The organism is Desulfovectis peckii, assembly GCF_055391705.1.
In genome coordinates this window covers 1,521,076-1,545,141 of record NZ_AP042409.1, presented here as the reverse complement: position 1 = coordinate 1,545,141, position 24,066 = coordinate 1,521,076, and the positions used below count along the sequence as shown (strand labels likewise).

Annotated in this window: 17 protein-coding genes and 1 riboswitch; of the genes, 12 read left to right on the top strand and 5 right to left on the bottom strand. The window is 43.1% G+C overall.

Annotation, left to right across the window (positions count from 1 at the left end):
* Positions 1-19: 19 nt before the first annotated feature.
* Entirely contained in the window at positions 20-466 is a 447-nt protein-coding gene (gene dut, locus ACZ5NG_RS07605; protein ID WP_464251217.1) for a dUTP diphosphatase, read from the bottom strand.
* Between the two features lie 170 nt (positions 467-636).
* On the opposite strand from dut, the gene ACZ5NG_RS07600 reads away from it, so the two are divergent.
* Positions 637-1,881 carry a competence/damage-inducible protein A gene (locus ACZ5NG_RS07600; protein ID WP_464251216.1) on the top strand — a complete coding sequence of 415 codons (1,245 nt, stop codon included), beginning with the start codon at positions 637-639 and terminating at the stop codon, positions 1,879-1,881.
* 39 nt (positions 1,882-1,920) lie between these two features.
* Here ACZ5NG_RS07600 and ACZ5NG_RS07595 read toward each other — a convergent pair whose 3' ends face one another.
* On the bottom strand, positions 1,921-2,559 hold the full coding sequence (locus tag ACZ5NG_RS07595) for a lactate utilization protein (RefSeq protein ID WP_464251215.1): 639 nt from the start codon (positions 2,557-2,559) through the stop codon (positions 1,921-1,923).
* Between the two features lie 218 nt (positions 2,560-2,777).
* Here ACZ5NG_RS07595 and ACZ5NG_RS07590 point away from each other — a divergent pair, with 218 nt between their 5' ends.
* Complete coding sequence (locus ACZ5NG_RS07590) at positions 2,778-4,091, top strand: stalk domain-containing protein (RefSeq protein WP_464251214.1); 1,314 nt, start codon at positions 2,778-2,780, stop codon at positions 4,089-4,091.
* Between the two features lie 81 nt (positions 4,092-4,172).
* On the opposite strand, the gene ACZ5NG_RS07585 is transcribed toward ACZ5NG_RS07590, so the two are convergent.
* Entirely contained in the window at positions 4,173-4,934 is a 762-nt protein-coding gene (locus ACZ5NG_RS07585; RefSeq protein WP_464251213.1) for an acyl-[acyl-carrier-protein] thioesterase, read from the bottom strand.
* Positions 4,935-5,145: 211 nt separating this feature from the next.
* On the opposite strand from ACZ5NG_RS07585, the gene lipA reads away from it, so the two are divergent.
* From lipA to ACZ5NG_RS07555, 6 genes are all read left to right on the top strand, one after another.
* Complete coding sequence (gene lipA, locus ACZ5NG_RS07580; protein ID WP_464251212.1) at positions 5,146-6,003, top strand: lipoyl synthase; 858 nt, start codon at positions 5,146-5,148, stop codon at positions 6,001-6,003.
* A gap of 275 nt (positions 6,004-6,278) precedes the next feature.
* A riboswitch (molybdenum cofactor riboswitch) is annotated at positions 6,279-6,398 on the bottom strand.
* 170 nt (positions 6,399-6,568) lie between these two features.
* Positions 6,569-8,179: a methyl-accepting chemotaxis protein gene (locus ACZ5NG_RS07575; RefSeq protein ID WP_464251211.1), complete on the top strand. Its 1,611-nt coding sequence runs from the start codon at positions 6,569-6,571 to the stop codon at positions 8,177-8,179.
* A 279-nt stretch (positions 8,180-8,458) separates the two neighbouring features.
* On the top strand, positions 8,459-9,484 hold the full coding sequence (aroF, locus tag ACZ5NG_RS07570; protein ID WP_464251210.1) for a 3-deoxy-7-phosphoheptulonate synthase: 1,026 nt from the start codon (positions 8,459-8,461) through the stop codon (positions 9,482-9,484).
* Positions 9,481-10,584: a prephenate dehydrogenase/arogenate dehydrogenase family protein gene (locus ACZ5NG_RS07565; protein ID WP_464251209.1), complete on the top strand. Its 1,104-nt coding sequence runs from the start codon at positions 9,481-9,483 to the stop codon at positions 10,582-10,584. The genes aroF and ACZ5NG_RS07565 overlap by 4 nt, the downstream gene beginning before the upstream one ends.
* 163 nt (positions 10,585-10,747) lie before the next feature.
* Positions 10,748-11,320 (top strand): 5-formyltetrahydrofolate cyclo-ligase, encoded by a 573-nt coding sequence (locus ACZ5NG_RS07560; RefSeq protein WP_464251208.1) that lies wholly within the window; start codon positions 10,748-10,750, stop codon positions 11,318-11,320.
* A gap of 422 nt (positions 11,321-11,742) precedes the next feature.
* Positions 11,743-13,503, top strand: a complete 1,761-nt coding sequence (locus ACZ5NG_RS07555; protein ID WP_464251207.1) for a formate--tetrahydrofolate ligase — start codon at positions 11,743-11,745, stop codon at positions 13,501-13,503.
* A gap of 70 nt (positions 13,504-13,573) precedes the next feature.
* Here the strand turns inward: ACZ5NG_RS07555 and ACZ5NG_RS07550 are convergent, their stop codons facing one another.
* Together ACZ5NG_RS07550 and ACZ5NG_RS07545 are read right to left on the bottom strand one after the other, a co-directional pair.
* A complete protein-coding gene (locus ACZ5NG_RS07550; RefSeq protein WP_464251206.1) occupies positions 13,574-15,421 on the bottom strand; it encodes an ABC transporter ATP-binding protein in 1,848 nt (615 codons plus the stop codon).
* Positions 15,418-17,154, bottom strand: coding sequence for an ABC transporter ATP-binding protein (locus tag ACZ5NG_RS07545; protein WP_464251205.1), 1,737 nt, complete (start codon positions 17,152-17,154; stop codon positions 15,418-15,420). Before ACZ5NG_RS07545 ends, ACZ5NG_RS07550 begins: the two co-directional genes overlap by 4 nt.
* Before the next feature lie 391 nt (positions 17,155-17,545).
* Here ACZ5NG_RS07545 and ACZ5NG_RS07540 point away from each other — a divergent pair, with 391 nt between their 5' ends.
* The 4 genes from ACZ5NG_RS07540 (at position 17,546) to ACZ5NG_RS07525 (ending at position 24,065) form a co-directional block, all read left to right on the top strand.
* Positions 17,546-18,604, top strand: coding sequence for an NAD(P)-dependent alcohol dehydrogenase (locus ACZ5NG_RS07540; protein WP_464251204.1), 1,059 nt, complete (start codon positions 17,546-17,548; stop codon positions 18,602-18,604).
* Positions 18,605-18,965: 361 nt separating this feature from the next.
* On the top strand, positions 18,966-20,948 hold the full coding sequence (locus ACZ5NG_RS07535) for an ATP-dependent DNA helicase (RefSeq protein WP_464251203.1): 1,983 nt from the start codon (positions 18,966-18,968) through the stop codon (positions 20,946-20,948).
* A 239-nt stretch (positions 20,949-21,187) separates the two neighbouring features.
* Entirely contained in the window at positions 21,188-22,525 is a 1,338-nt protein-coding gene (locus ACZ5NG_RS07530; protein ID WP_464251202.1) for a PDDEXK family nuclease, read from the top strand.
* Between the two features lie 13 nt (positions 22,526-22,538).
* Entirely contained in the window at positions 22,539-24,065 is a 1,527-nt protein-coding gene (locus ACZ5NG_RS07525) for a Cas10/Cmr2 second palm domain-containing protein (protein ID WP_464251201.1), read from the top strand.
* The last annotated feature ends 1 nt before the right edge of the window (position 24,066 follow it).

The window sequence follows — 24,066 nt, the reverse complement described above, 5'->3', positions numbered from 1 at the left end:
TAATACTCCCTAAATTTTTTTATCTGCCGGTACTGCCAAAACCACCGCTGCTTCTTTGGGTATCACTTAAGTTCTCACATTCTTCTAATTCTACTTCCGGTATTCTTTGAATGATTGCTTGGGCAACCCTATCACCGGGTTCAATGAATACTTGATGATCTCCGGCATTATGCAATAACACCATGACTTCACCTCGGTAATCGGAATCAACCACTCCTACCGCATTGCTTAAGGTTAGGCCATGTTTTTTTGCATTTCCGCTGCGCGGGTAAATTAGCATAACATAACCTGGGGGGATTTCAAAAGCCAAACCGGTGGGCACGGCAACATGCTCGCCGGGACTGATGGAAAAGCGGCCGGTGCAGTGTAAATCAAAACCCGCACTGCCAGCAGTGGCTTTTTTGGGGATTACCGCCTGTTCGCTAAGTTTTTTTACTTTAACTTTTACTTTATATGGTTTAGTCAATGATTCTGCACTCCTTGAATTAAATAGTGGCTGAAAATATAATTCGACATAACCGGTTAATTACTCCTGCCGGGGATTACTTAATCATAGGTAATAAAATGCCGGCATGGGATATAAGTTTGTTGTCATGGGTTAGCAAATAATATAAATTAAGATGTAGAGGTGATTGTATGCAGGCAGAAATATTGTCGGTGGGAACAGAGCTGTTGCTTGGTGAAATATTAAATACCAATACCCAGTATTTAAGTCAAAGATTAGCGGAAATGGGTATTTTTGTATATAAACAAACCGTTGTCGGTGATAATCCTGGTAGATTAAAAGAAGCTTTTCACAGTGCATTTAAAAGTGCGGATATCGTTATTACCACCGGCGGGCTGGGTCCTACAGAAGATGATTTAACAAAAGAAATTGCCGCCGAATATTTCGGCCGCAAACTGATATTGCACCCACCTACACTGGAATTTATAAACCAAGTATTTAGTTCACATAATTGGGTAATGACGGAAAACAATAAAAAACAGGCTTATTTTCCTGAAGGAGCGATTGTTTTAAAAAATAAAATTGGTACCGCTCCAGGCTGCATAGTTGAGCAGGATAACAAAATCGCCATTTTACTGCCCGGGCCGCCTCAGGAAATGAAATATGTTTTTGAAAACGGGGCGGTGCCTCATCTCTTAAAATACCAGGACGGCGTTTTATTTTCCCGAGTACTGCATTTGTGCGGCATTGGCGAAAGTGTTGTGGCTGAAGAAATTGCCGATTTAATAGACAGTCAAACTAACCCGACAATTGCTCCTTATGCTAAAGAAGGCGATGTAACCATAAGATTAACCGCCCGCGGAAAAAATCTTGAAGAAGCCAAGCAATTAATTGTTCCGATAGAAAGTGAAATCAGGGCTCGTTTAGGTCGCTTTATCTACGGAGTAGGGGATACCGGTTTAGAAGAAGTGGTAGGCAGGGGCCTAACGGAAAAACAATTGACCGTTGCCGTGGCTGAATCCTGTACCGGAGGTATGCTGGCTGCTACTCTGGTCAATTATCCCGGCATATCGGCAGTTTTTTTGGAAGGGGCGGTGACTTACAGCAACGAGGCTAAAATACGCCGGCTAAATGTAAAAAAAGAAACCCTGGAACGGTATGGAGCGGTCAGTGCCGAAACGGCGGCAGAAATGGCCAAGGGAATAGCCTTAACCTCAGGAGCGGATATCGGCTTATCTACAACCGGCATTGCCGGGCCTACCGGAGGCAGTGCAGAAAAACCGGTTGGCCTGGTATATTTAGGTCTATATATAAAGGGGGAAGTTAAAACAAAGCAGTTAAATCTTTTTGGAGAAAGAAACAAAATTAGAAGGCAAGCGGTAAGTGCTGCCTTGGATTGGCTGCGACAAGAACTTAATTTGCAAACGGTGGAATAAAAGTAATAAACAGCTGCGCTTTAAGGCAGCTGTTTTTAGTTAATATCCCAATTCTTCACCGACAATGACCACCGTGATGTCAGAAAACAGGGGCTTTCTTTTCATGATTGAATAAATCCGGCAGGTTCTGGCCTTACTTTGGCAATCAGAGCAGAGGCCGGAAACGGCACATGGATTGGATGTATTTAATCGTTTGTTGTTTTTCGGGGAGGCCACGTTTTGAATTCTTTTTAGTGCCGTATGCACATCTGCGGTAATTTTATTCACGCCGGCGACAATAATCACTTTCTTTGGGCCGAAAGTCATTGCCGCCACCCGGTTGCCGGCACCGTCTATATTGACCAGATAACCGTCTAAAGTAACGGCATTGGTACTGCATAAGAACAAGTCGCTGGTTAATTGCTGCCGGCGGATGTCATTTTTTTCCTCGGCGGTTAAACCGGGTTGATTGTGATCCAAAATTTTTGCCCCTCTTTCTAAAGCTTTTTCCGCAATACCCAGTTCTTTAATTGTAACTGAACCGCCAAAACCAACCTTGCTGCCATTGGAGATGTACTTTAATACATATTCGGCCGCTTCACTGCGGTTAGGAAAATAAATGGCATCAAAATAGTTTTTTTGTAATGCTTGTACTACTTTTTGCCCCAGTGTTTCGTTGTGCCAGTCATTGATATTCATTTTATCCCTCCTGCAATAAAAGATAACCACAATATATTAGACATAGACACTATACAACAATTTGAGCAAGCAATTCAATAATGCCAGTAATATCCAACTTCTGGGACTAATTTAACTATTTAACTATTTGATGTCAGTTGGTATAATCTTTGTATGCGGTGGAAATTACCACTGCAGTTTAATAAAAGCTGCATAATACTTAACGGAAAGGATGGAGGATGTTGCTTAAATTCAATTTTAAGAAATCCCTGTTCGGAGTGTGCTTAGGTTTATTCTTAGCTGCCGGTGCCCTTATGCCGGCCCACGCCGCAGCCGCTGCGGACATTAAGTTGTATATTAACAATAAACAGGTTAGCGGAGATCAACCGCCAATTATTGTCAATCAGCGTACTTACGTGCCTTTTCGCCTGATTGGTGAAGAATTGGGCTATGATGTAACTTGGCTTTCGGAAAGCAAGCAGGTGGTGATCAATACGGTTAAAGGTCACCCTGCACCTGTACCTGCCCGGGTTGACAATGAAAAAGGCGTGCAGATTGTGATTGACGGCAGCGTATTAGATATTCCCCCGGATATGGGACAAGCCTTTATTTCGGAAAAAACCGGACGGACCTTGATTCCGCTGCGAGCGGTAGGGGAGGCATTGAATTGCGAAGTTAATTGGTTGCAAGACAGTCGGGAAGTAATTGTCAATTCCAAGCGAAGCTATATACCTGATCCCAATAATGAGCCCGGTGAAGATCCTGACGAACAATCTCCTGTTCAGCATGATCCCATTGTTTACAAACTGGCTGAGTACCGCACTAATATTAGATTACTTGACGGGACAAAAATTAACACTAAAGATTTGCTGGAATATGCTCCGGCAAGTTTCTCCAAAGAGCAGCTTGAAGAATTTAGAAAAATGGATCAGCTGCTGCAAAGATACCCCAAAACGGTTACATTGCCTGATGGCAGAGTGTGGTCAATTGCCGACATTACCATTCAAGGTGAGGCCATTGCCAGTGCTGAACAGTTAACTAACTGGCTGTATAAAGAAATGCGCCAGAGAGGCATAGATACCTCAAATGTTCCGGAGAATATAGTTGAGCTATACCTTGAAATCGGAAAAGAGTACGGCATTCGCGGAGATTTAGCTTTTGCACAGGCAGTGAAGGAAACAGGTTACTTTAATTTCACCGGTCATGTTCAGCCTTGGCAAAATAACTACTGCGGCCTATGGGCGGTTGGCTCGCCAAACAGCGGCAAAGAACCGTTAAACGGTGCTGATCCTGAGGCAGTGTGGTTTGAAGAAGGAGTGCACGGGGCGATTTTTGCCACACCGGAAATCGGTGTGGAAGCGCATATCCAGCATTTGTATGCCTATGCGACTGACAAGCCCCTGCCTAAAGGTAAAACCCTTTATGATCCGCGTTTTATCTACGTCAATCGCGGTTCTGCCACCACCTGGCTTGGTTTAAATGCTAACTGGGCGGTTCCCGGCACCACTTACGGACACAGCATCATTCACGACTACTGGAAAAAAGCACTGTAAGCAATTAAAAGAGGCTGAAGCACTACGAACTTTTTGCCCGTAGTGCTTCAGCCCGTTTTATCTGGCTTTTATAAGCAGTAACTACTTTCGCTTTTGCCAAATGGTTTTCGCCATTGCTGCCGGCTTGTCTTCACCGGCAGCGGTTATTGTGTGGATAAAATGATACCTGTTGTTTTGCTCTTTGTACACCTGAGAGCTACTGGCTTTAACTGTGGTTCCGTAATTAGTTTCTCTTTTGTAGTCAATTTCTAAAGCCGTTAACATGTAATGATCATAAATTTCGCCGGGGATGGTTTCTAAAATCCATTCAACATAACGAGCGTTGTTGACATGCTCATTGGTGTCGATATCGCTTCTTCTCACCGAAAATTCCTGGACAACTTCGTGAGAACCTGCCGGATATGTACTTAAAAAAGGACAGTGGGCAACGGTTTCCGGGTTGGTACCGTAGGCGGCAATAATTTCATCAGGTATTCTCATCGGCCGCCTTTTATTGATGTTGAAAAAAATCCAGAGAGAGGTAGCGGTGCCAATCAGCTCGTTATTTGTTTTACTGAATAGACGAAATTCCCGGTTGGCATAAAAACGCTCAAATTTAGTTGGCCAGGTTTCTACGGTTATTAGCTCCCCGCGGGTGGGGTAATGATTAATGTTTAACAGCCACTTATGCAATACCCAGCCAATGTCGTCGGATTTTAATTTTTCTACCCCTAACCCCACATTTTCTGAGTGGGCAATGGCGGTTTCTTCTAAATAGTTTAAAATCGTTACCGGGGTGGCTTCTTGATAGCGGTTAACTTCGTAATAGTGAATCTCGAATTCCTTTAAATAACTATTATTCAATTTTGCCCTCCTGTTAATGATTATAAAAATATTTTACAATGAATAAATCAACCGGTCAAAGCGGCAACCATAAGCTTAAAAAGAACATGTAAATTATAGAAATCTAATTTTATTAACACAAGAGTGAAAAAAGTGTTATGATCATGATAGATTTTTGTTACTTCGCACCAGTATCAGTAACTGATTATTTAATATGCAGGGAGTGGACGACATGCAGCAAAAGCGCAAACCGGACTGGCTGAAGATTAGCCTGCAGGGAGCGGAAAAGTTAACCCATATTAAAAAAATGCTCAACCGATTATCCTTGAATACGGTGTGTGAAGAGGCCAACTGTCCGAATATAATAGAGTGTTTTGGCCGCCGCACGGCTACTTTTATGATTTTAGGCAGCATATGTACCCGCAACTGTACCTTTTGCAATGTAACAAAAGGTCACGGCGAGCCGGTTAATCCCGATGAACCGATGCATATAGCTGAAGCAGTGCGAGAACTGGGATTAAAACACGCGGTAATTACTTCGGTTACCAGAGATGACCTGCCTGACGGCGGGGCAGCGCATTTTGCCGCGGTGATCAACAAACTGCGGGAGATTGACGTCACGGTGGAAGTGCTGATTCCCGATTTTAAGGGCAGTGTGGAAGCACTTGCATTAGTAATGGCTGCAAAGCCGCACATACTTAATCATAACCTGGAAACCGTGCCGCGACTGTATCCGGCTGTACGCCCGAAGGCCAACTACGCTCGTTCCCTTGAAGTGCTGAAAAATGCCAAAGAAATGGATAACACTGTCTACACCAAATCCGGCATCATGGTAGGTTTAGGGGAAAGGGAAGAAGAAGTGGTGGCTTTGCTAAAAGACTTAAGGGCGGTAGATTGTGATTTGCTGACCATTGGACAGTATTTGGCTCCTTCCCCAAAACACCACCCGGTAATAGAGTATGTACATCCTGATCTATTTAAAAAATATGAAGAAATCGGTTACCGGTTGGGCTTTAAATATGTTGCTTCCGGCCCGTTGGTTAGGAGCTCTTATCATGCTGCCGATGTTACCCAATCGATAAAATTATAAAAAAAATAGGCGGACAGATTTATGTCCGCCTATTTTTATTGATAATGCCCTAAGGGGGTTAAACTCAGGGCAGACGAGACTTAAACAAAGCTTGTCATCCATTCCCCGCATGCCCTAGCAGAAGCGGGCGATTTTTTTGCCTTTTGCGCTGCAAGCTTTCGACCTACAGCAATTAAAAAGCTGGATAACATCCCTTTGGCAAGGTAATGCTATCCAGCTGAAAGCACAAAAGAACAACACAAAAGAATAAGGGGATCAAAATCCCCTTTTGTGCGCAGCTAAAAATCAGCTCTCCTTTCCAAAGGGGGAGGCTAACCGGTTTCCCAATTAACCCTATCGGCCGTAACACCATAGCCGCCTGCCGTAGGTGTTATGGCTCGGAGAACAAATATTATGCTTTTTTAAATTACTCTAACTTATATTCCAGCATAAATAAAATATTCCTGCTTGTTTTTAAAAATTTTATAAAATAATCTTTTTGCATTTTTATACAGGGAAAAATGATCAAGTTGTCTAATCATTTAAGATTAATTTTTAATATAGCAGACAAAGGGGCGGAAAGCAATTGTTACATATTTTGAAAATTGCCGACAAGTTAAAGCTGCTGGCTGTTGTAATGATTGTTTTTTTAGTATTATTGGGCGGTGCGGGGGCTTATAGTATTTTTATGCTGCATGAAAACATCAAAGCCAACTTAGAAACCGCTGAACAGTCACAACAAGCAATAAATTCGGCCCGGAGTGCACAAGTACATTTAAAGGCGCAAGTTCAAGAATATAAGAACATTCTGATGCGCGGGCAAAATCCGGATAGCTTTGAAAAACACTTATCTAATTTTAACCAAGAAGAAGATGCCGTCCGGCAAGAACTTAACAGTTTGTTAGTTTTAACAAAAGACCGGGGTATGGATACGAAAAAGATTGAACTGGCTTTGCAGGTACATGAGCACATGGGTGCCAGATACAGAGAAACCCTTAGTGTTTTTAATCCGGAAGACCCCATGAGCTATCAAGTGGTTGATGAGTTGGTCAGCGGAATAAACCGGGAGCCGACTGAATTAATAGATGATATTGTGCAACAAATTGAAGAGTTTTCTTCTAAGCAAGTGCGGCAAGCCGTTAATTACTCAAATAATCTTTATAAATACATCTTTACCGCTTTAATAGCGGTAACTGCTGTCAGTATTGTGATTGCGGTATTGTTAGCTGTTGTGATTACCCGTCAAATAACAAAACCCTTAAATGCTCTAAAAAATAAAATGGAAGCTTTAGCGGAAAAAGGGGGGGACTTAACCCAGCAAATTGAAATCTCTACCAAGGATGAGTTAGGGGCGCTGGCCGCTGCCTTTAACAAATTTATCGCTAATTTAAGAGAGATTATGATAGAAGTAAATAACGGTGCCGTAGAACTTTCTCGCACCGCAGAACAGCTGTCAGCAATTTCCCAACAGACGGCAGCCGGGGCTAATGAAACAGCCAATACGATGAGCGAGATTTCTGATGCCGTACAAAGTACCTCTTCTAACATAAAAGAAATATCTATCGGCTCCCGCTATGCAACAGAGCAGGCAAGGCTGGGCAAAGAAGGCGTGTTAACAATTACAAAACAAATGAACACCATTTTTGACACCACCCATCAAGTATCCCAAACCATTGCAGAACTGGATGCCGATACCCGGAAAATTCACAAAATATTAGAGCTAATTACCGCTATTGCCGAACAAACCACTTTATTAGCCCTTAATGCTGCGATAGAAGCGGCACGGGCAGGTGAGCACGGTCGTGGCTTTGCGGTTGTCGCCGATGAAGTAAGAAAACTGGCTGACCAATCTGCCGCCGCCGTACAAGAAATATACGGCATAACCCGTATCATTGTAAGTAAAACTGAAGATGTGGTGACAGCAGTGGCGAACAGCACACAGCAAGTTGATGCCGGCAAGGAAATAGTAAATAAAGTGAGCGGCAACTTTAATGAGATTATTGCTTCGATTAATAATCTGAACTTGCAAATACAGCAAATGGCAACCGCCGTTGAACAAATGTCTGATAACGTATCCAATGCGGCGGCAACAACGGAAGAGCAAACGGCGGCAATACAAGAGGTTTCCGCTTCGGCGGAACAGCTGTCTGGTCTTTCCGAACAACTGAAAAATTTAATTGATAAATTTAAAATATAGCTAATCTGTATAGCGAATCACAGGCGATGATTATTAACCGAAAATACATTAAAATAAAGCTTATCCCAATTAAAGAGATTATTGTCAACTATCGGTTTATCTGTTAAGATGGATGTGTAGGATGGTAGCCGCTGTGGCGTTTGCGGAAGAATGTTTTGACAAAGCAGTATGGTAGTACGGTAGGGGGGATTAATATGGTACTTTTTGTTCATTTAACGCTCCTCTGAGAGCGTTTTTTTGCCTTTTGACCGGTAATATTATCTCAGAGGAGGGTTTAAATTGATTATTGTCATGAACCATCGGGCCGGTGAGCGCGAGATTGAAGCGGTTAATGCCAAGTTGAAACAAGCCGGTTTCCGCATACACTTATCCCAGGGCGTAGAACGTACCGTTATCGGTGCGGTCGGAGATCGCACCCAGTTGGGGGATTTAGCTATTGAAGCCATGCCCGGGGTGGATAAAGTAGTCCCGATTATGCACCCATATAAACTGGCTTCCCGGGTATTTAAAGAAGAAGATACGGTAGTTGAAGTCGGCAATTTAAAAATCGGCGGCAACCAGGTGCAGGTAATGGCCGGCCCCTGTGCGGTGGAAAGCCGCGAGCAGTTACTGGAAACCGCTAAACAGGTGAAAGCTTGTGGTGCGACTATTTTAAGAGGCGGCGCCTTTAAGCCTCGCACTTCTCCTTACTCTTTCCAAGGGCTGGCCGAAGAGGGATTAAAGCTACTGGCTGAGGCACGGGAATTAACCGGCATGCCGGTAGTGACCGAAGTAATGGATATCAGCCAGTTGGATTTGGTATCTGCCTATGCCGATATATTACAAATCGGGGCCCGCAACATGCAGAATTTTAACCTGCTGAAACAAGTAGCTAAACGCAATAAGCCGGTGCTGCTAAAACGTGGGCCGGCAGCTACCGTTGAAGAACTGCTGCTGGCGGCGGAATATATTTTAGCCGGCGGCAACAATAACGTTATTTTGTGCGAGCGAGGCATTAGGACTTTTGAAAACTTTACTCGCAATACCTTGGATTTAACCGCCGTTCCGGTTATCAAGTATCTTTCTCACTTGCCGGTCATTGTTGACCCCAGTCATGCCATTGGCAATTGGCGGTTTGTTCGGGCAATGTCGCGGGCAGCAATTGCTGCCGGAGCAGACGGACTGCTGATTGAAGTGCATCCCAAACCTGCAGAAGCACTTTGTGACGGTTCTCAATCGCTAACACCGGAGAATTTCCAACTGTTGATGACGGAAGTAAACGCCGTTGCCAAGGTAATGGAAAAAACTGTCGCTAAAGGGGAATGAGTAAGTTGATCGCAAAAGTGGCTATTATCGGTGTGGGGTTAATCGGCGGCTCGTTGGGGTTGTCTTTAAAACATCGTCATTTAGTTGATGAGATAACCGGATTTGATCTTGATGATGAAAATATCTCTTTAGCACTGTCTGCGGGAGCAATAGATAAGGCAGCCGCTGATTTATATGATGCCGTTAAAGATGCAGATTTAGTGGTGCTGGCAACTCCCATACTGACCATAGAAAAGCTGCTTGGCCAAATAGCCGACAGGGTAAAGCCAAACACGATTATCACCGATGTCGGCAGTACCAAAGAAAGGATTACCGCCGTGGCTGAAAAAGTGCTGCCACCGGAGGTGTATTTTGTCGGCGGTCACCCCATGGCCGGCTCTGAGGTGGTGGGTATGCGTGGTGCCCATCCTTATCTCTTTGAAAATGCTTATTACCTGCTAACACCTACGCCTCAGACCAACCGGTCGGCGCTGAAAAAGGTACGAAGACTGATCGAAAACATCGGTGCCCGGGTGGTAGAAATGAGCCCGCAAAAGCATGATGCCGCCGTGGCAGTGGTAAGTCATCTGCCTTATTTAATGGCATGCGCGCTGGCAAATAATCTGGAAGGAGTGCCGAACAAAAATGAGGTGCTTACGCTGGCAGCCGGCGGTTTCCGCGATATGACCAGAATTGCTGCCAGCAGTCCGGTGATGTGGCGAGATATCTTTCAAACCAACAGCCATCATGTACTGCAAGCCTTAGACCGCTTGCAGTCAATTTTAGATGATTACAGAAAGATGATTGTTACCGCCCGCGCCGCTCAATTGGAGAGAGAATTCGCCCGGGCAAGGGAGAATAGGCTGTCCTTACCCAAACGCAGCATCGGTTACTTACCTACATTATTTGAAGTGCTGCTCACCGCACCGGATAGGCCGGGCGTAATTGCTAACTTCAGTACTTTGTTGGGCGAGCATAATATCAACATCACCGATATAGAGATACTGCGGGTTCGGGAAGGCCAAGGCGGGACCATTCGGTTGGCATTTGCCACCGAAAAAGATCAATTGGCAGCGGTACAGGTTTTGACAGATGCGGGTTATCAAGCCCATATTCACTGATGAAACCGACAACCCGGAAGAGAAGCGGTTGCTCTTTCCTTCCGGGTTGTTAAATTTTATATAAAGGCCGAAGGCAATAGTTACGGTTATTTAAAAATATGCGATAATTTAATATGTAAATTACCAATAATATGTAGTAAAAATTGTTAAGGGATGTGAGCTCTTGCTATACCAAGACAAAAAAAGTCTGCGGCAGGCTGTTTTAGAAAAAAGAAATGCGTTAAACAGCAACTTAAAAAAGGAATGGGACCAGAAAATTTTTAACAAACTGATTAACAGTAAGTTATATCAAGAGGCCAACACTATATTTACCTATGTCAGTTTTGGCTCGGAAATAGATACCCATCAATTTATTAATCATGCTTTAAAAGAGGGAAAAGTTATCGGTGTACCCAAAATAGTGTCAAAAAAAGAAGGTATCGTGGTTTATCGCATCAACGGCTTTCAGGATTTAAAAGAAGGGTACTATCATATCTTGGAACCGGTGGAGGGCTGTAAGCAAGTTTTAGGCGATGACATTGATTTAATCCTGATGCCCGGTTTGGCTTTTGATATCAGGGGCGGCAGAATTGGTTACGGCGGTGGATACTATGATCGCTTTTTGGCCAAGCTAAATAAAAAAGTGCCTAAAATAGCCTTGGCTTACGATTTTCAAGTGTTAGATCAAGTGCCGACGGAAGAAAGGGATATTAAAATTGACGGACTGATTACACCTAGTTCATTTGTCTGGGTATAAGCTGCTTGCCTTATTTTTAGTGATGCTTTAAAAGGTTTGCAGCGCTTCACTGCTTGTTTTTCTAAAACTTTATCGGTTAAAAATATTGAGCAAAGGACTTTGTGCCGGCAGGAAAATCTCAAAAAAAGTAGAATAAACGTATTAGGCAACGGATAACGGTTGGAAAGAGGCCGTATTCGGCGTCATTAGGGCAAACCGGTTTTTATAAGCGGTGGCTTAAGTACTGTAACCGGACGTAACTCTGGAGGGTACTTGCTCACTGAAACGCATCGACAGCAAAGAGGAAGCCTAATAGCCGTCTTAAGTCAACAGGACAGGGTTATACCGGCATGAGGTATAAATCTGTCTTTTTATTTTTAGCGGTTTTTGTTTAAAGTGCTAATAATATACATAAAGATATAAAGCAGGGAGGTTTTAGAGGCGTGGCTTACGATCCGACAAAACTTAAAGACTACCAAATAGCTGAATTGGCAGAAAAAAACATGCCAACACCTGAACAATGGCGGGAAACACTTGGGCTAGAAAAAGATGAAATTATTCCCTATGGCAGAATTGCTAAACTTGATTTCATGAAGATTTTTAACCGTCTGAAAGATCGTCCTAACGGCAAGTATATTGATGTTACCGCCATTACCCCCACCCCCTTGGGTGAAGGGAAAACTACCACTACCATAGGCTTGGTGGAAGGTCTGAGCAAGAGAGGGGTTAATGTCGGGGCAGCCATTCGCCAACCTTCGGGCGGCCCGACAATGAATGTAAAGGGTAGCGCTGCCGGGGGCGGCAATGCATTGGCTATTCCGATGACGGAGTTTTCGCTGGGGCTTACCGGTGACATTAATGATATTATGAACGCCCACAATTTGGCCATGGTGGCCCTTAATGCCCGCATGCAGCATGAAAGAAATTATGACGATGCAGAGTTGGCTAAAAGGAATCTAAAACGTTTAGATATCGATCCCACTAATGTGCAGCTTCACTGGGTGATTGATTTCTGTGCCCAAGGCTTGCGCAATATCATTATGGGTATTGGCGGCCGCATGGATGGTTATATGATGAAGTCGCAGTTTGACATTGCCGTTAGCTCTGAGCTGATGGCTATTTTGGCAGTGGCGACGGATTTGAAGGATTTGCGGGAGCGGATTGGTAAGATTATTGTTGCCTATGATAAGAAAGGCAATCCGGTTACCACTGCCGATTTAGAAGTTGACGGCGCCATGACTGCCTTTATGGTGAAAACCATTAACCCGACGCTGATCAGTACGGCAGAATACCAGCCGGTTTTAGTGCATGCCGGCCCCTTTGCCAATATTGCGATCGGTCAGTCTTCAATTATTGCCGACCGCATTGCCCTGAAGATGTTTGATTATCATGTAACGGAAAGCGGCTTTGCCGCCGATATCGGCTTTGAGAAGTTCTGGAACGTTAAGTGCCGTATTAGCGGGTTAACACCTAATGTGGCCGTTATTACCGCGACCATTCGCGCCCTCAAGATGCACGGTGGCGGGCCGAAAGTAGTGCCCGGTCGGCCGCTGCCTGAGGAATATACCAAGCAAAACCTGGAGCTGCTGGAAAAAGGCATTCCCAACCTGCTGCATCATATTTCTATTGTTAAAAAATCCGGTGTCGTTCCGGTTGTATGCATTAACTCCTTCTACACCGATACCAAAGAAGAAATTGCCATGGTGCGCCGCTATGTTGAGCAGGCCGGAGCACGCTGTGCAGTATCCGAACACTGGCTTAAGGGTGGGGAAGGTGCACTGGAATTGGCCGATGCAGTAATCGATGCCTGCAATGAAAAAGTGGACTTTAAATTTCTCTACCCGCTGGACATGCCACTGCGACAAAGAGTGGAACTAATTGCCAAAGAAGTTTACGGGGCTGACGGCGTATCCTGGACACCGGAAGCAGAGGCGAAAGCAAAACGGTTTGAATCTGACCCGGCATATGCCGATTTTGCCACCATGATGGTAAAAACCCACTTAAGTTTGTCTCACGATCCTAATCTTAAGGGTGTGCCCAAGGGTTGGATACTGCCAATACGGGATGTATTGGTTTATGCGGGAGCAAAATTCCTCTGCCCGATGGCCGGATCGGTAGTGATGATGCCAGGTACGGGCTCTGACCCGGCATTTCGCAGAATTGATGTTGACACCGAAACCGGTAAAGTAACAGGCTTATTCTAATATTATAAAAGTAAAATAAAAGTCGGGGCTGTTTGCCCCGGCTTTTTTTATGCCGGCATTGAGCATTTAGTTACACCGACGCATTGGCAAATTGACTATGGTATAGTTCGGCGTAAAAACCGTTTTTACTCAACAGTTCTTGATGTTTACCTTTTTCAATAATCCGCCCTTCATTCATGACCAAAATTAAATCCGCATCCCGTACGGTAGACAGCCGATGCGCTATGACAAAACTGGTGCGCCCTTTCATTAATTTTTTCATGGCCCGCTGAATCTGGGCTTCCGTTCGGGTGTCCACGTTGCTGGTTGCTTCATCCAGTATTAAGATCGTTGGGTTGGCCAGTATGGCCCGGGCAATGGTTATTAACTGTTTTTGCCCTTGTGAGATGTTTGAAGCCTCTTCATTTAGCACAGTGTTGTATCCGTGCGGAAGCTTTCTGATAAAGTGGTCGGCGTAAGCGGCCTTTGCCGCCTGAAGGATCTCATCGTCGGTGGCGTCTTTGCGGCCATAGGCAATATTATCCCTGATTGTGCCTTTAAAAAGCCAGGTATTTTGAAGCACCATGCCAAACATACGGCGCAAATCTTCGCGTTTCAGGTCTTTGATATCTACACCGTCAACGGTGATTTTGCCTGCATCAAGCTCGTAAAAGCGCATTAAAAGGTTAATCAGCGTGGTTTTACCGGCACCGGTCGGCCCGACAATGGCAACGGTTTGTCCGGGCTTGATGTCCATACTCATATTTTGGATTACCGGAACACCTTTCTGATAACTAAATGAAACGTTTTTAAATTCCACTCTTCCTTTAGGGTGATCAATATAGGCAACTTTGGTTTTATCCGGCAATTCTTCCGCTTCATCCAGCAGTTCAAAAACCCGTTCTGCCGAAGCAATGGTAGATTGAATAATATTGGCAATGTTAGCGGTTTGGGCTATGGGGTGAGTTAACTGCCGGGAGTACTGAATAAATGCTTGAATATCCCCGATTTTCAAGGCCTGTTTGGTAACAAAAATACCGCCGATTACTGAAATAAGCACATAAACGATATTGCTGATTAAGTTCATCAGCGGCATAATGCTGCCGGAAATAAACTGGGCCTTCCAGCTGACATGGTACAGTCTTTCATTAATGTTTTCGAACTCTTCAATGGCTTTGTTTTCCCGGCCGAAAGCTTTCACAATTTGGTGGCCGGTATACATTTCTTCTACATGCCCGCTTAAATTGCCCAGCGCTTTCTGTTGTTCGGCAAAATATTTTTGTGAACCAGAAGCCAGGAATTTGGTAACCAAAGCATAGCCGGGCAGGGTGGCAATCACCAGCAAGGTTAATAAAGGACTGATAGTGAGCATCATGATTATGACACCCGCCAGGGTTACTATGGCCGTTATCATTTGAGTAACACTTTGCTGCAGTGTGGTGCTGATGTTTTCTATGTCATTGGTTACCCGGCTTAGTATTTCACCGTGGGTATGAGTGTCAAAAAATTTCAGCGGCAGGCGGGCCAGCTTTTCATTGACGTTTTTACGCAGGGTGAAAATAACTTTTTGGGTAACGCCGACAATTATATATTGTTGCACATAAGAAAATACCCCACTGGTAATATATAAACCGGCTAAAATAAACAATATTTGCAAGATGTAAGCAAAGTCAATGCCGGCACCGGGGACCCCTTTTAGCTTCATCATTAGGCTGTCAAACAAACTGGTAATTGCCAAACCGATAATTTTTGGGCTGAGTATGTTAAATATAGAGCTTAAAATTGCCGCCAGCATGACTAAAAACAGTTGGCCTTTATGGGGTTTCAGGTAAGCTAGCAACCTTTTTAACGTGCCTTTAAAATCTTTGGCTTTTTCTGCCGGCATTCTCATATGTTGACCCCGGTGACCCGGCCGGTGATGGAAAAGTGGTCGGCTCATGCTAAATCCTCCTTGGCAAGCTGCGAGGATACAATTTCTTGATACAAGGAACAAGACTTTAGCAGTTCTTGATGTTTGCCGCTGCCGACAATACGCCCGTCATTTAACACAATTATTTGGTCGGCATTCATAACGGTGCTTACTCTTTGAGCCACGATGATGGTGGTGGCATGGGCGGTTTCCGTTTTTAATGCCGCCCTTAGCTTGGCGTGGGTTTTAAAATCCAGTGCCGAAAAACAGTCGTCGAAAATATATATTTCCGGTTTTTTTACCAGTGCCCGCGCAATAGCCAGGCGCTGCTTTTGTCCGCCGGAAATATTTGTCCCGCCTTGAGAAATTACCGCATTATATTTGTCTTTCATGTTGGATATAAACTCGCTGGCCTGAGCAATTCTTGCGGCGTGTTTAATTTCCTCAATGGTGGCGTCTTCTTTGCCGTAACGAATGTTATCGGCAACGGTTCCGGTAAACAATACCGCTTTTTGAGGGACAAAACCGATTTTTGCCCGCAGTTGCTGTTGAGGTATTTGGCGCACATCTATGCCGTCAACCAGCAGGCTGCCACTGTCGACATCATAGAAACGGAGGATGAGATTAACCAGTGTGGTTTTACCGGCACCGGTGCCGCCAATAATGGCTGTGGTTTCTCCGGGACGGGCTATAAATGAAATGTTGCTGAGGGCCGGTTTTTCTGCGCCCGGATAACGAAAAGTAACATTCTTAAATTCAACACAGCCCTTTTTTTGCTTATTTTGCTCAGCAGCTTTTGCGATGTGGGGGTCATTGATTTGAGGTGCGGTTTCCAGCACTTCATTAATTCTTGCCGCCGAGGCAGAGGCGCGAGGCATAACCATGAAGATCATGGAAAACATGATTACCGAAAACATAATGAGCATAATGTACTGAATAAAAGCCATTAAATCCCCAACCTGCAGGTAACCGGCATCAATGCGGATACTGCCAAACCAAATTACCGCGATAATAGTAAAGTTAAGTACTATACTCATTAACGGCATGGTTGCGGCGAGTATTCTGTTTACCCTCAGGGCGGTATTGAACAGATCAAGGTTGGTATCCTGAAAGCGGTTTATTTCGTAATCCGTGCGGTTGAAAGCCCTGATAACTCTGATACCGTTTAAATTTTCCCTTAATATAAGGTTTAACTGATCTATTTTTTCTTGCAATTGTTTAAAAAGGGGCCGTGTGTTTTTGCCAAAGATTAAAACAGCGGCGGTAATTATTGGCACAGCGGCAACAATCAACAGGGAAAGCACAGCATCCTTTGATACCGCCATGATAATGCCGCCGATAATCATCAGCGGTGCACTGACTACCGTGCGCAACAGCATGAGCAGTACATGCTGAATGTGCGTTATATCGTTGGTTGTTCTGGTGATTAATGAGGCGGTACCAAACTGCTCAAACTCAGCCAGGGAAAAGTTTGCTATTTTGGAAAACATCATGTGGCGCAGCCCTTTGCTAAAGCCGGCGGCGGTTTTGGCGGACAAAAAAACAGCGCAAACCGTGCAAAGGGTAACGGCAATTGTTGCCAACAACATCAGCCCGCCGATTTCAATTATGTAATCAATATCGCCGTTAACGATGCCGATGTCGACTATATCTGACATCAACGTGGGTAGATAAAGCTGGGAAATTGATTGGATAAAAGTGAGTATCAAAATGCCAACGAGCGGCAATGTATATGGTTTTAAAAGTCTAAACAGTTTAATCATGTGCTCATCTCCGGTTGGTTACTGAGCTGATTATCGTCTATTATATAGTTTCCGTAAAAATAATTATACAACGCCGTGTTTTCAAAGGGGACTGGGTGATGAATTTTTAAGTGAATATTGTTTAGACCGTCATACCAAATAAGTAAGCTTGAACCACCTATTAAGCAAGTTTTTGTTAGCCAGACGGTTAACACTTAACTAATCTGTTTGGGTAACAGTGCCGGGTGAGAAAACGGCCTTTCAGGGCAGTTAAAACTACCTGACCTTATGGTGACAGTTATTTTTTAAAATGTAATAATAATTCACAAAAGTTAAAATATTTGCAATATTAAGGCTGTATACTTGCCTTATTGCAAATATTTAACAATAACAAAAGAAATGGGGTAAAGTGATGAAGGGTTTTGGTGTATTGGAAAAAGGTAAGGTGGGTTGGATGGAAAAGCCGGATCCCCTTTGCGGTCCGGATGATGCTATTGCCCGACCAATAGCACTTGCTCCTTGTACATCGGATGTGCACTCGGCATATGAATTGGAAGGCCCATGGCTGATAAACAGGATACTGGGTCACGAGTGCGTTGGCGAAATTATCGAAGTCGGTTCCAATGTTAAGGATTTCAAAGTCGGTGATAAAGTAGTAATTCCCTGCACTACACCGACCTGGAAACATCCAGATATTCAAGACGGCCTTCACCAGCATGCCGGCGGTTTGAACGCGGGTATCAACTTTTCTAACTATGAAGACGGCACTTTTGCAGACAAAATTAAAATTAGATCGGCGGATATGAATTTAGCTTTGCTGCCGGAAAATATCTCGCCTGAAACAGCATGTATGGTTACCGATATGATGACTACCGGTTTTCATGGCGCTGAGCTGGCAGAAATTAAATTTGGAGACAGCGTAGTTGTTTTTGGTATCGGTCCGGTGGGGTTAATGGCCGTTGCCGGTTCAAAACTAATGGGAGCCGCCAAACTTATCGCCGTGGGCTCACGGCCGAATTGTGTGGAACTGGCTAAAGAATACGGGGCTACTGATATTGTTAACTATAAAGAAGGCGACATTAAAGAGCAAATTATGGAAATTACCAAAGGCAAGGGTGTTGACGCTGCCATCGTTGCCGGAGGGAACTTAGAAACTTTCTACACCGCATTTGCCGTGACTAAAGAAGGCGGCAATATTGCCAACATTAACGTTTGGACGGAAATTCCGTCATTTAACTTCCCGATTGATGTCACTGCCGGCTTTCTTGGACACAAGACGCTGCGCGGCGGCTTGTGCCCCGGCGGAAGAAAGAGGATGGAAAGATTACTGGCTTTAGTGGAAGTGGGCCGCGTTGATCCCGGCAAGATGATTACCCATAGATTTAAAGGTTTAGAGGCCATTGAGGATGCATTTAAACTGATGGTTAACAAACCGCGCGATTTAATTAAACCAATTGTATTAATTGACTAGCAATAACCTCCGGGTAAAATCCCGGAGGTTATTTTTATATCTCACCGTTTTGGATAGATAGTCTGTTTGGTTAGTGCTAACTTACCCAAAAGGTTGGTTTGTCTTACCATAGTATATAGTATAGTGGTTACCCTTCTTGTTACACAAGATTACTTTATAATAATAACTTGTGGCAAAACGGTTTTAAATATGACAAAAATGAGTTGTGGGTTGATAAACTTACAGCTCATTTTTATACTAAACATATATTTTGGCAATATTTAAGATATAGAGGAATATTTTGTTAGCCAAGAATGAGGAAGTTTGCCGGCTTTATTTGTAATAAACGGCAATTTGATATGTTGAAAGCGAGGAAGCTTTTATGACGACCTTGTCTGCGCTACCTTTTGAGTATCAGAGTAAAAAAGATTTTTCGCGGAAGCTTGCGGAATGGATTTCCGACGTATTTTACGATATTTTGCCGCAGTACGGCTATGAAGTGCGGGAGGAACAAATTTATACCGCCCTGCAGATGGCCACTGCGGTTTGCAAAGAAAAGGTACACTTTGCCGAGGCCGGCCTGGGTACCGGCAAGACCTTTGCCTATTTACTTACCGCACTGGCCTATGCCCGCTTTAAGAAAAAACCGGCCATTATTGCCTGTGCTTCTACCGCGCTGCAAGAACAGCTGGCCGGCCCGGAAGGGGACATAGAAAAGCTGTCAACTCTCTTGAATTTGCAGATTGATATCGGCATGGCCAAGGATCCCCGGCAGTATGTTTGTGACCAAAAAATAAATCAACTTTACTATGAATCCAGCCCCGAACTTAGCAGATTGCTGGAGTGGGCGGAAAGCAGCAAGCGGGGAGAGCGTTCGGAAATACCGGAAGTGTCAGATAAAATATGGGCCCAGGTAGCGTGGGATGAGGCAATGGATTGTGAAGCGTGCTGGCAGCGGGGATTTTGCAAGTTAGTAAAAGCAAGAGAAAATTATCGCTCGGCAGCGGATTTAATTATCTGTGACCACGGCTTGTTTTTTGACGACTTATGGACAAGGGAAGAGCGGCTTGCTGACGGTAAGCTGCCCCTTTTGCCTGATTACTCGGCAGTAATCTTTGATGAAGGGCATAAAATATTGTTGCCGGCTGCCCTAAAAGCAGGCCGACAAGTGGTCAGAGATGATATTGCCGATATGCTGCTGACCGTTGAGAGGGTGCAGGGGGCCAGAAGTTCATTGATTTCTGCCGCTTTGGCTGCAGATGGGGCTGCTGCTTGTTTCTTTAAGCTTTTGTATGATACGGCAACGGATGATGAACGCACTGATCGCTTGACGGTGCAAGTAAGCGAAAAACTGCTTAAATCTGCAGATGTTTTACGGCGTACCCTTGACGAGTTGCTCTTTCAGCTACAAAGCGAGCAAGAGCTGCACACTGAATCTTTATCGCCTACACAAATACAGCTGTTTGAGTCTCGGCTGGAGCGAGCGACAGTTGCCTTGAGCAGATTTAGCCGCAATAAAGGAAGGGATGTAATTTTTTGGGCCCAGCGAGAAGAACAAATTTTTTGGGTAGTGCCCCGCAACCTGCGCCACCTGTTAAAAAAGCACCTGTTTGCCAAGCAAATACCGGTTGTGTTTTCTTCGGCAACGTTAAGTACCGGCGGGGATTTCACTTATTTGGCACGAACCTTTGGCTTGCAAGACTATTCCGGCTCAACGGTTGACGGCCCCTTTGATTACCGGCAGCAGGCAGTAATTTATCTGCCGCAGCGGTTTCCCGAAGATGAGCAGGAAGGCGGATTTGCTTATGCTATAAAACAGTTAGTGTCATTGCTGGAGATGACCAAAGGACGCGCTCTGGTGCTGACAAATGCTCCGTCGGAAGTAGGCAAAATTCGCCGTGCCCTGAAAGCGTATCAGCTGCCATATGAGTTTCTTTGGGAAGACAGTGCCGAGCGCGGATATTTAGTGCGCAGATTTAAGGAAGTAACCTCGTCAGTGCTTGTCGGTGCGAACTTTTGGGAGGGAATTGATGTACCGGGCGAAGCCTTATCACTGCTGGTAGTGTGGCAGCTGCCCTTTCCGCCCTTAGATCCGTTAATAGATGCCCGCAGACGGGAAGCAAAGGAACAAGGACAGAACCCGCTGACGGCAGTGGATTATCCGGAAATGGGCCTAAAATTAAAACAAGGCTGCGGCCGGCTAATCCGCACCCGGCAAGACCGGGGAGCAATTGCCATATTACAACCGGTATTGGGCAAAGCCTGGGAAAAAACAGTGTTAGACGCCTTGCCAAGTGGGGCCAAAGTAATGCATAATTTCGAAGATTTTATGCAAGCCTTAGACGACTACTTAGATTTGACTTAGTGGCGATATGTTGCTGAAAATAAAATAACAAGCTCTCATATGAGTAAATAAACACCCCATGCTAAAATGCACATACAGCATGGGGTATTTGCATTTTTATGACATTGTTTTTTTGACAAAGAGTTTTAGGTTAAGCAAGTAATTTTTTGCACATTGAGAAGGAAAAATTAACTAATATGTATAATTATTGCTAATTATGCAATAGTCAAAATATTTTGATAGGGTGGTGAGTGTAATACGTGTTAGGTTTAGAATTTTCAGAACTAGTATTATTAGTGGGAACCAATCCGTTACCTAATTACGTTGTTGCCAAGTACTTTATAGAAAATAACAGCAAGCTTAAAAACATATGGCTGGTGCATTCGGAAAAAATTGAAGGCTATCAAAATGGTACGCTTAAATTTGCTGAAAATATAGAAAAAGTTATTAAAGGACAGTATGGCAATAAATACAATATGCGACCGGTTGCCTTGTCAGATGTAAGCTCATCAAAAGCTATTGAAAATGATATACGGAATAAGTTTTTAAACCAAATTAACAATAGGCATGAGGTTCATCTTAATTATACGGGCGGTACTAAAGCTATGTCAGTACATGTGTACAGAATACTGGAAAAGGCTTTAAGACATAAATGCACATTTTCTTATTTAGATGCAAGGGATTACAAAATTAAATTTGATAATGAAGAATTTATCACTGATGATTTAAGGAAACAAATAACTATTTCTTCGCCTGAATTAATGAAATTACATGGTTATGATGATGGTGGTAGCGATGACAACCCAGACTGGCCTGAAGCAGTGGAATACTTTAAATATCTTATAGATACAGACAGGCTACCTGTATATTTAGAATGGGCTAAAAAAGTTTTAAATAAATATTATTATAACAATAAAGGGAAATTTATTAATAAAAAAAATAGTTTTTTAAAACACAATTGTTTAGTTAATGAGAATCAAAAGTTAGATATAGAAAAAATGAAAAAAATTAGGCAAGAATTTAAGAAAGATACCCCCACAGAAGTTTTTGAGCTCTTAAAACGCATCCCTGCTGAACACTCACTGCTTGACGATGACAATCAAATGTGGCTTCCTGATATGAATACATCTAATAAAGAGTTTGAGAACAGGCTTAAAAAATCAATAGAAGATTTTTTACATGGTAAATGGCTAGAGAGTTATGTATATTCTGTTATGCAAAAAAACTTTAATCAAAGTGATTTTGATAAAAAACTTAATACCATAGAAAGAAGTCGTAAACCTAAAATAGAAAAAAATTTTGAAATTGATTTGATCGTGCTAAACGGCTATCAACTCTGTGGTATTTCTTGCACTACGATGCAAAATAGCGGTTCTAAAATGAAGGGATTTGAAGTGCTGCATAGAGTTAATCAGTTTGGCGGCGAGGAGTCAAAGGCAATATTGATAACCTGTGCCCCAGATAAGACTGCTAGACAAATTCAGAAGGATTTAGCAACGGTGACTGGTTCACTGGAAGATAAACTATTGGTAATTGGCGTAGAAAAGTTAAAAGAAGACTTGTTATGGCAGGAAATTAAAAAGCACATTTGGGGGTAGGAGGTTAGATTTTATGGTAACAGCAGTTTTAATAGACACGGTTTCAATACAGAAGTATGTTTTTGCCAGCAATAGGCTAAAAGAAAACTTGGGCGCATCGCAATTAGTTGCAGATATTTATCAAGATGAATTAAGTGCAGCATTGCATGAGACAATTGGTACAGATATAAATATACATCAATGGAAGCAGAAACCGGAAGAAATACAAATGTTAAACGGTGAGGTAAAATGTGAAATTGGCTATATCGGTGGTGGCAATGCCTTGTTATTTTTTGCTGACGAAGATATAGCTAAGCAATTTATTTATAACTGGAGCAAAAGGTTACTTGTTAATGCTCCGGGTTTACAAACAGCGGTGGCAATTTCTCAATTTAATTTTACAAGTTATCAAAAAGATTTAGAAAGATTGTATAGACAGTTGAATGAAAACAAAAATAGATATTTTCCTAATACTGTGTTAGCCAAATACGGCATTACTGCTGACTGCCCATTTTCCGGGTTAACAGCAGAAGTTTGTATTCAAGACGAAGATGATGGTGAATACAAGTATATTTCGTCAGTGCTAAAAACTAAATTAGATGCTGCTGAAAAATCACAAAAAAACATAGAAAGATTATTTAATAATGAATTAGGTGATGAATATAAGTTTACTGCCAGAATTGATCAGTTGGGGCAAAAAGAAGGAGAAAACTATTTGGCGATTGTGCACATCGATGGTAACGCAATGGGTGAGCGGTTTGCTAAATGCCCAACTCTTAAGGCGATAAGAAAACTTTCGTGTAATGTTGAAAAAGCCACTGTTGAATCTTTTAAAAATCTTTTGACGTATATTATTGAACAAATTCCACTGTTAAAGGAAGACAATGCTTTTAAAATACATGAAGAAGATGGTAAGTGCATTTTACCAATACGCCCGATTGTTATTGCAGGTGATGACATCACGTTTGTGACTGACGGAAGATTGGGTGTACACTTTGCTGAGAAGTTTATTGAATATTTGGAAAAACAGAAAGTTGATAGTCAACTTCTAACAGCGTGTGCTGGTATAGCAATAATAAAGACAAAATCTCCTTTCTTTCAAGGTTATAAATTAGCGGAAGAACTCTGTAGTTTTGCCAAAAAGGAGTCACGAAAAAATAACAATAAATCAATGCTTGACTTTTATATTGCTGTAAGTGGTTACTCTGGCAGTTTGACACAGATCAGAGAAAAGCACTACAGAGTTAAGGAGGGCAAATTGTATTTTGGCCCCTATTTTATAAACGATAAGGATAATGAAAAAAGTATTATAAGATTGAAACGAGGTATAAAACAACTAACTAGTTGGCCACGCAGTAAAGTTAAAGAACTACATTCTACCTTGCTTCTAGGTAAAGTAGCCACAAAAAAGTTTATTACAGATTTAGAAATTAGAGATCTTCATTTGCCAAAAGTATACGGTAATTACGATATAGAAGGCTGGGATAACTCACGCACACCCTATTACGATATGATTCAATTAATGGAGTTTTATCCGCAAATTTTCTTAGAAAATATTTAGG

Bases quoted from the DNA above. Each gene is read 5' to 3' on its own strand.
- ACZ5NG_RS07595 (WP_464251215.1), bottom strand. From the start codon at position 2,559: ATGAATATCAATGACTGGCACAACGAAACACTGGGGCAAAAAGTAGTA.
- lipA (WP_464251212.1), top strand. From the start codon at position 5,146: ATGCAGCAAAAGCGCAAACCGGACTGGCTGAAGATTAGCCTGCAGGGA.
- ACZ5NG_RS07525 (WP_464251201.1), top strand. From the start codon at position 22,539: ATGGTAACAGCAGTTTTAATAGACACGGTTTCAATACAGAAGTATGTT.
- ACZ5NG_RS07535 (WP_464251203.1), top strand. From the start codon at position 18,966: ATGACGACCTTGTCTGCGCTACCTTTTGAGTATCAGAGTAAAAAAGAT.
- ACZ5NG_RS07550 (WP_464251206.1), bottom strand. From the start codon at position 15,421: ATGAGCCGACCACTTTTCCATCACCGGCCGGGTCACCGGGGTCAACAT.
- ACZ5NG_RS07545 (WP_464251205.1), bottom strand. From the start codon at position 17,154: ATGATTAAACTGTTTAGACTTTTAAAACCATATACATTGCCGCTCGTT.
- ACZ5NG_RS07590 (WP_464251214.1), top strand. From the start codon at position 2,778: ATGTTGCTTAAATTCAATTTTAAGAAATCCCTGTTCGGAGTGTGCTTA.
- ACZ5NG_RS07600 (WP_464251216.1), top strand. From the start codon at position 637: ATGCAGGCAGAAATATTGTCGGTGGGAACAGAGCTGTTGCTTGGTGAA.
- ACZ5NG_RS07540 (WP_464251204.1), top strand. From the start codon at position 17,546: ATGAAGGGTTTTGGTGTATTGGAAAAAGGTAAGGTGGGTTGGATGGAA.
- ACZ5NG_RS07565 (WP_464251209.1), top strand. From the start codon at position 9,481: ATGAGTAAGTTGATCGCAAAAGTGGCTATTATCGGTGTGGGGTTAATC.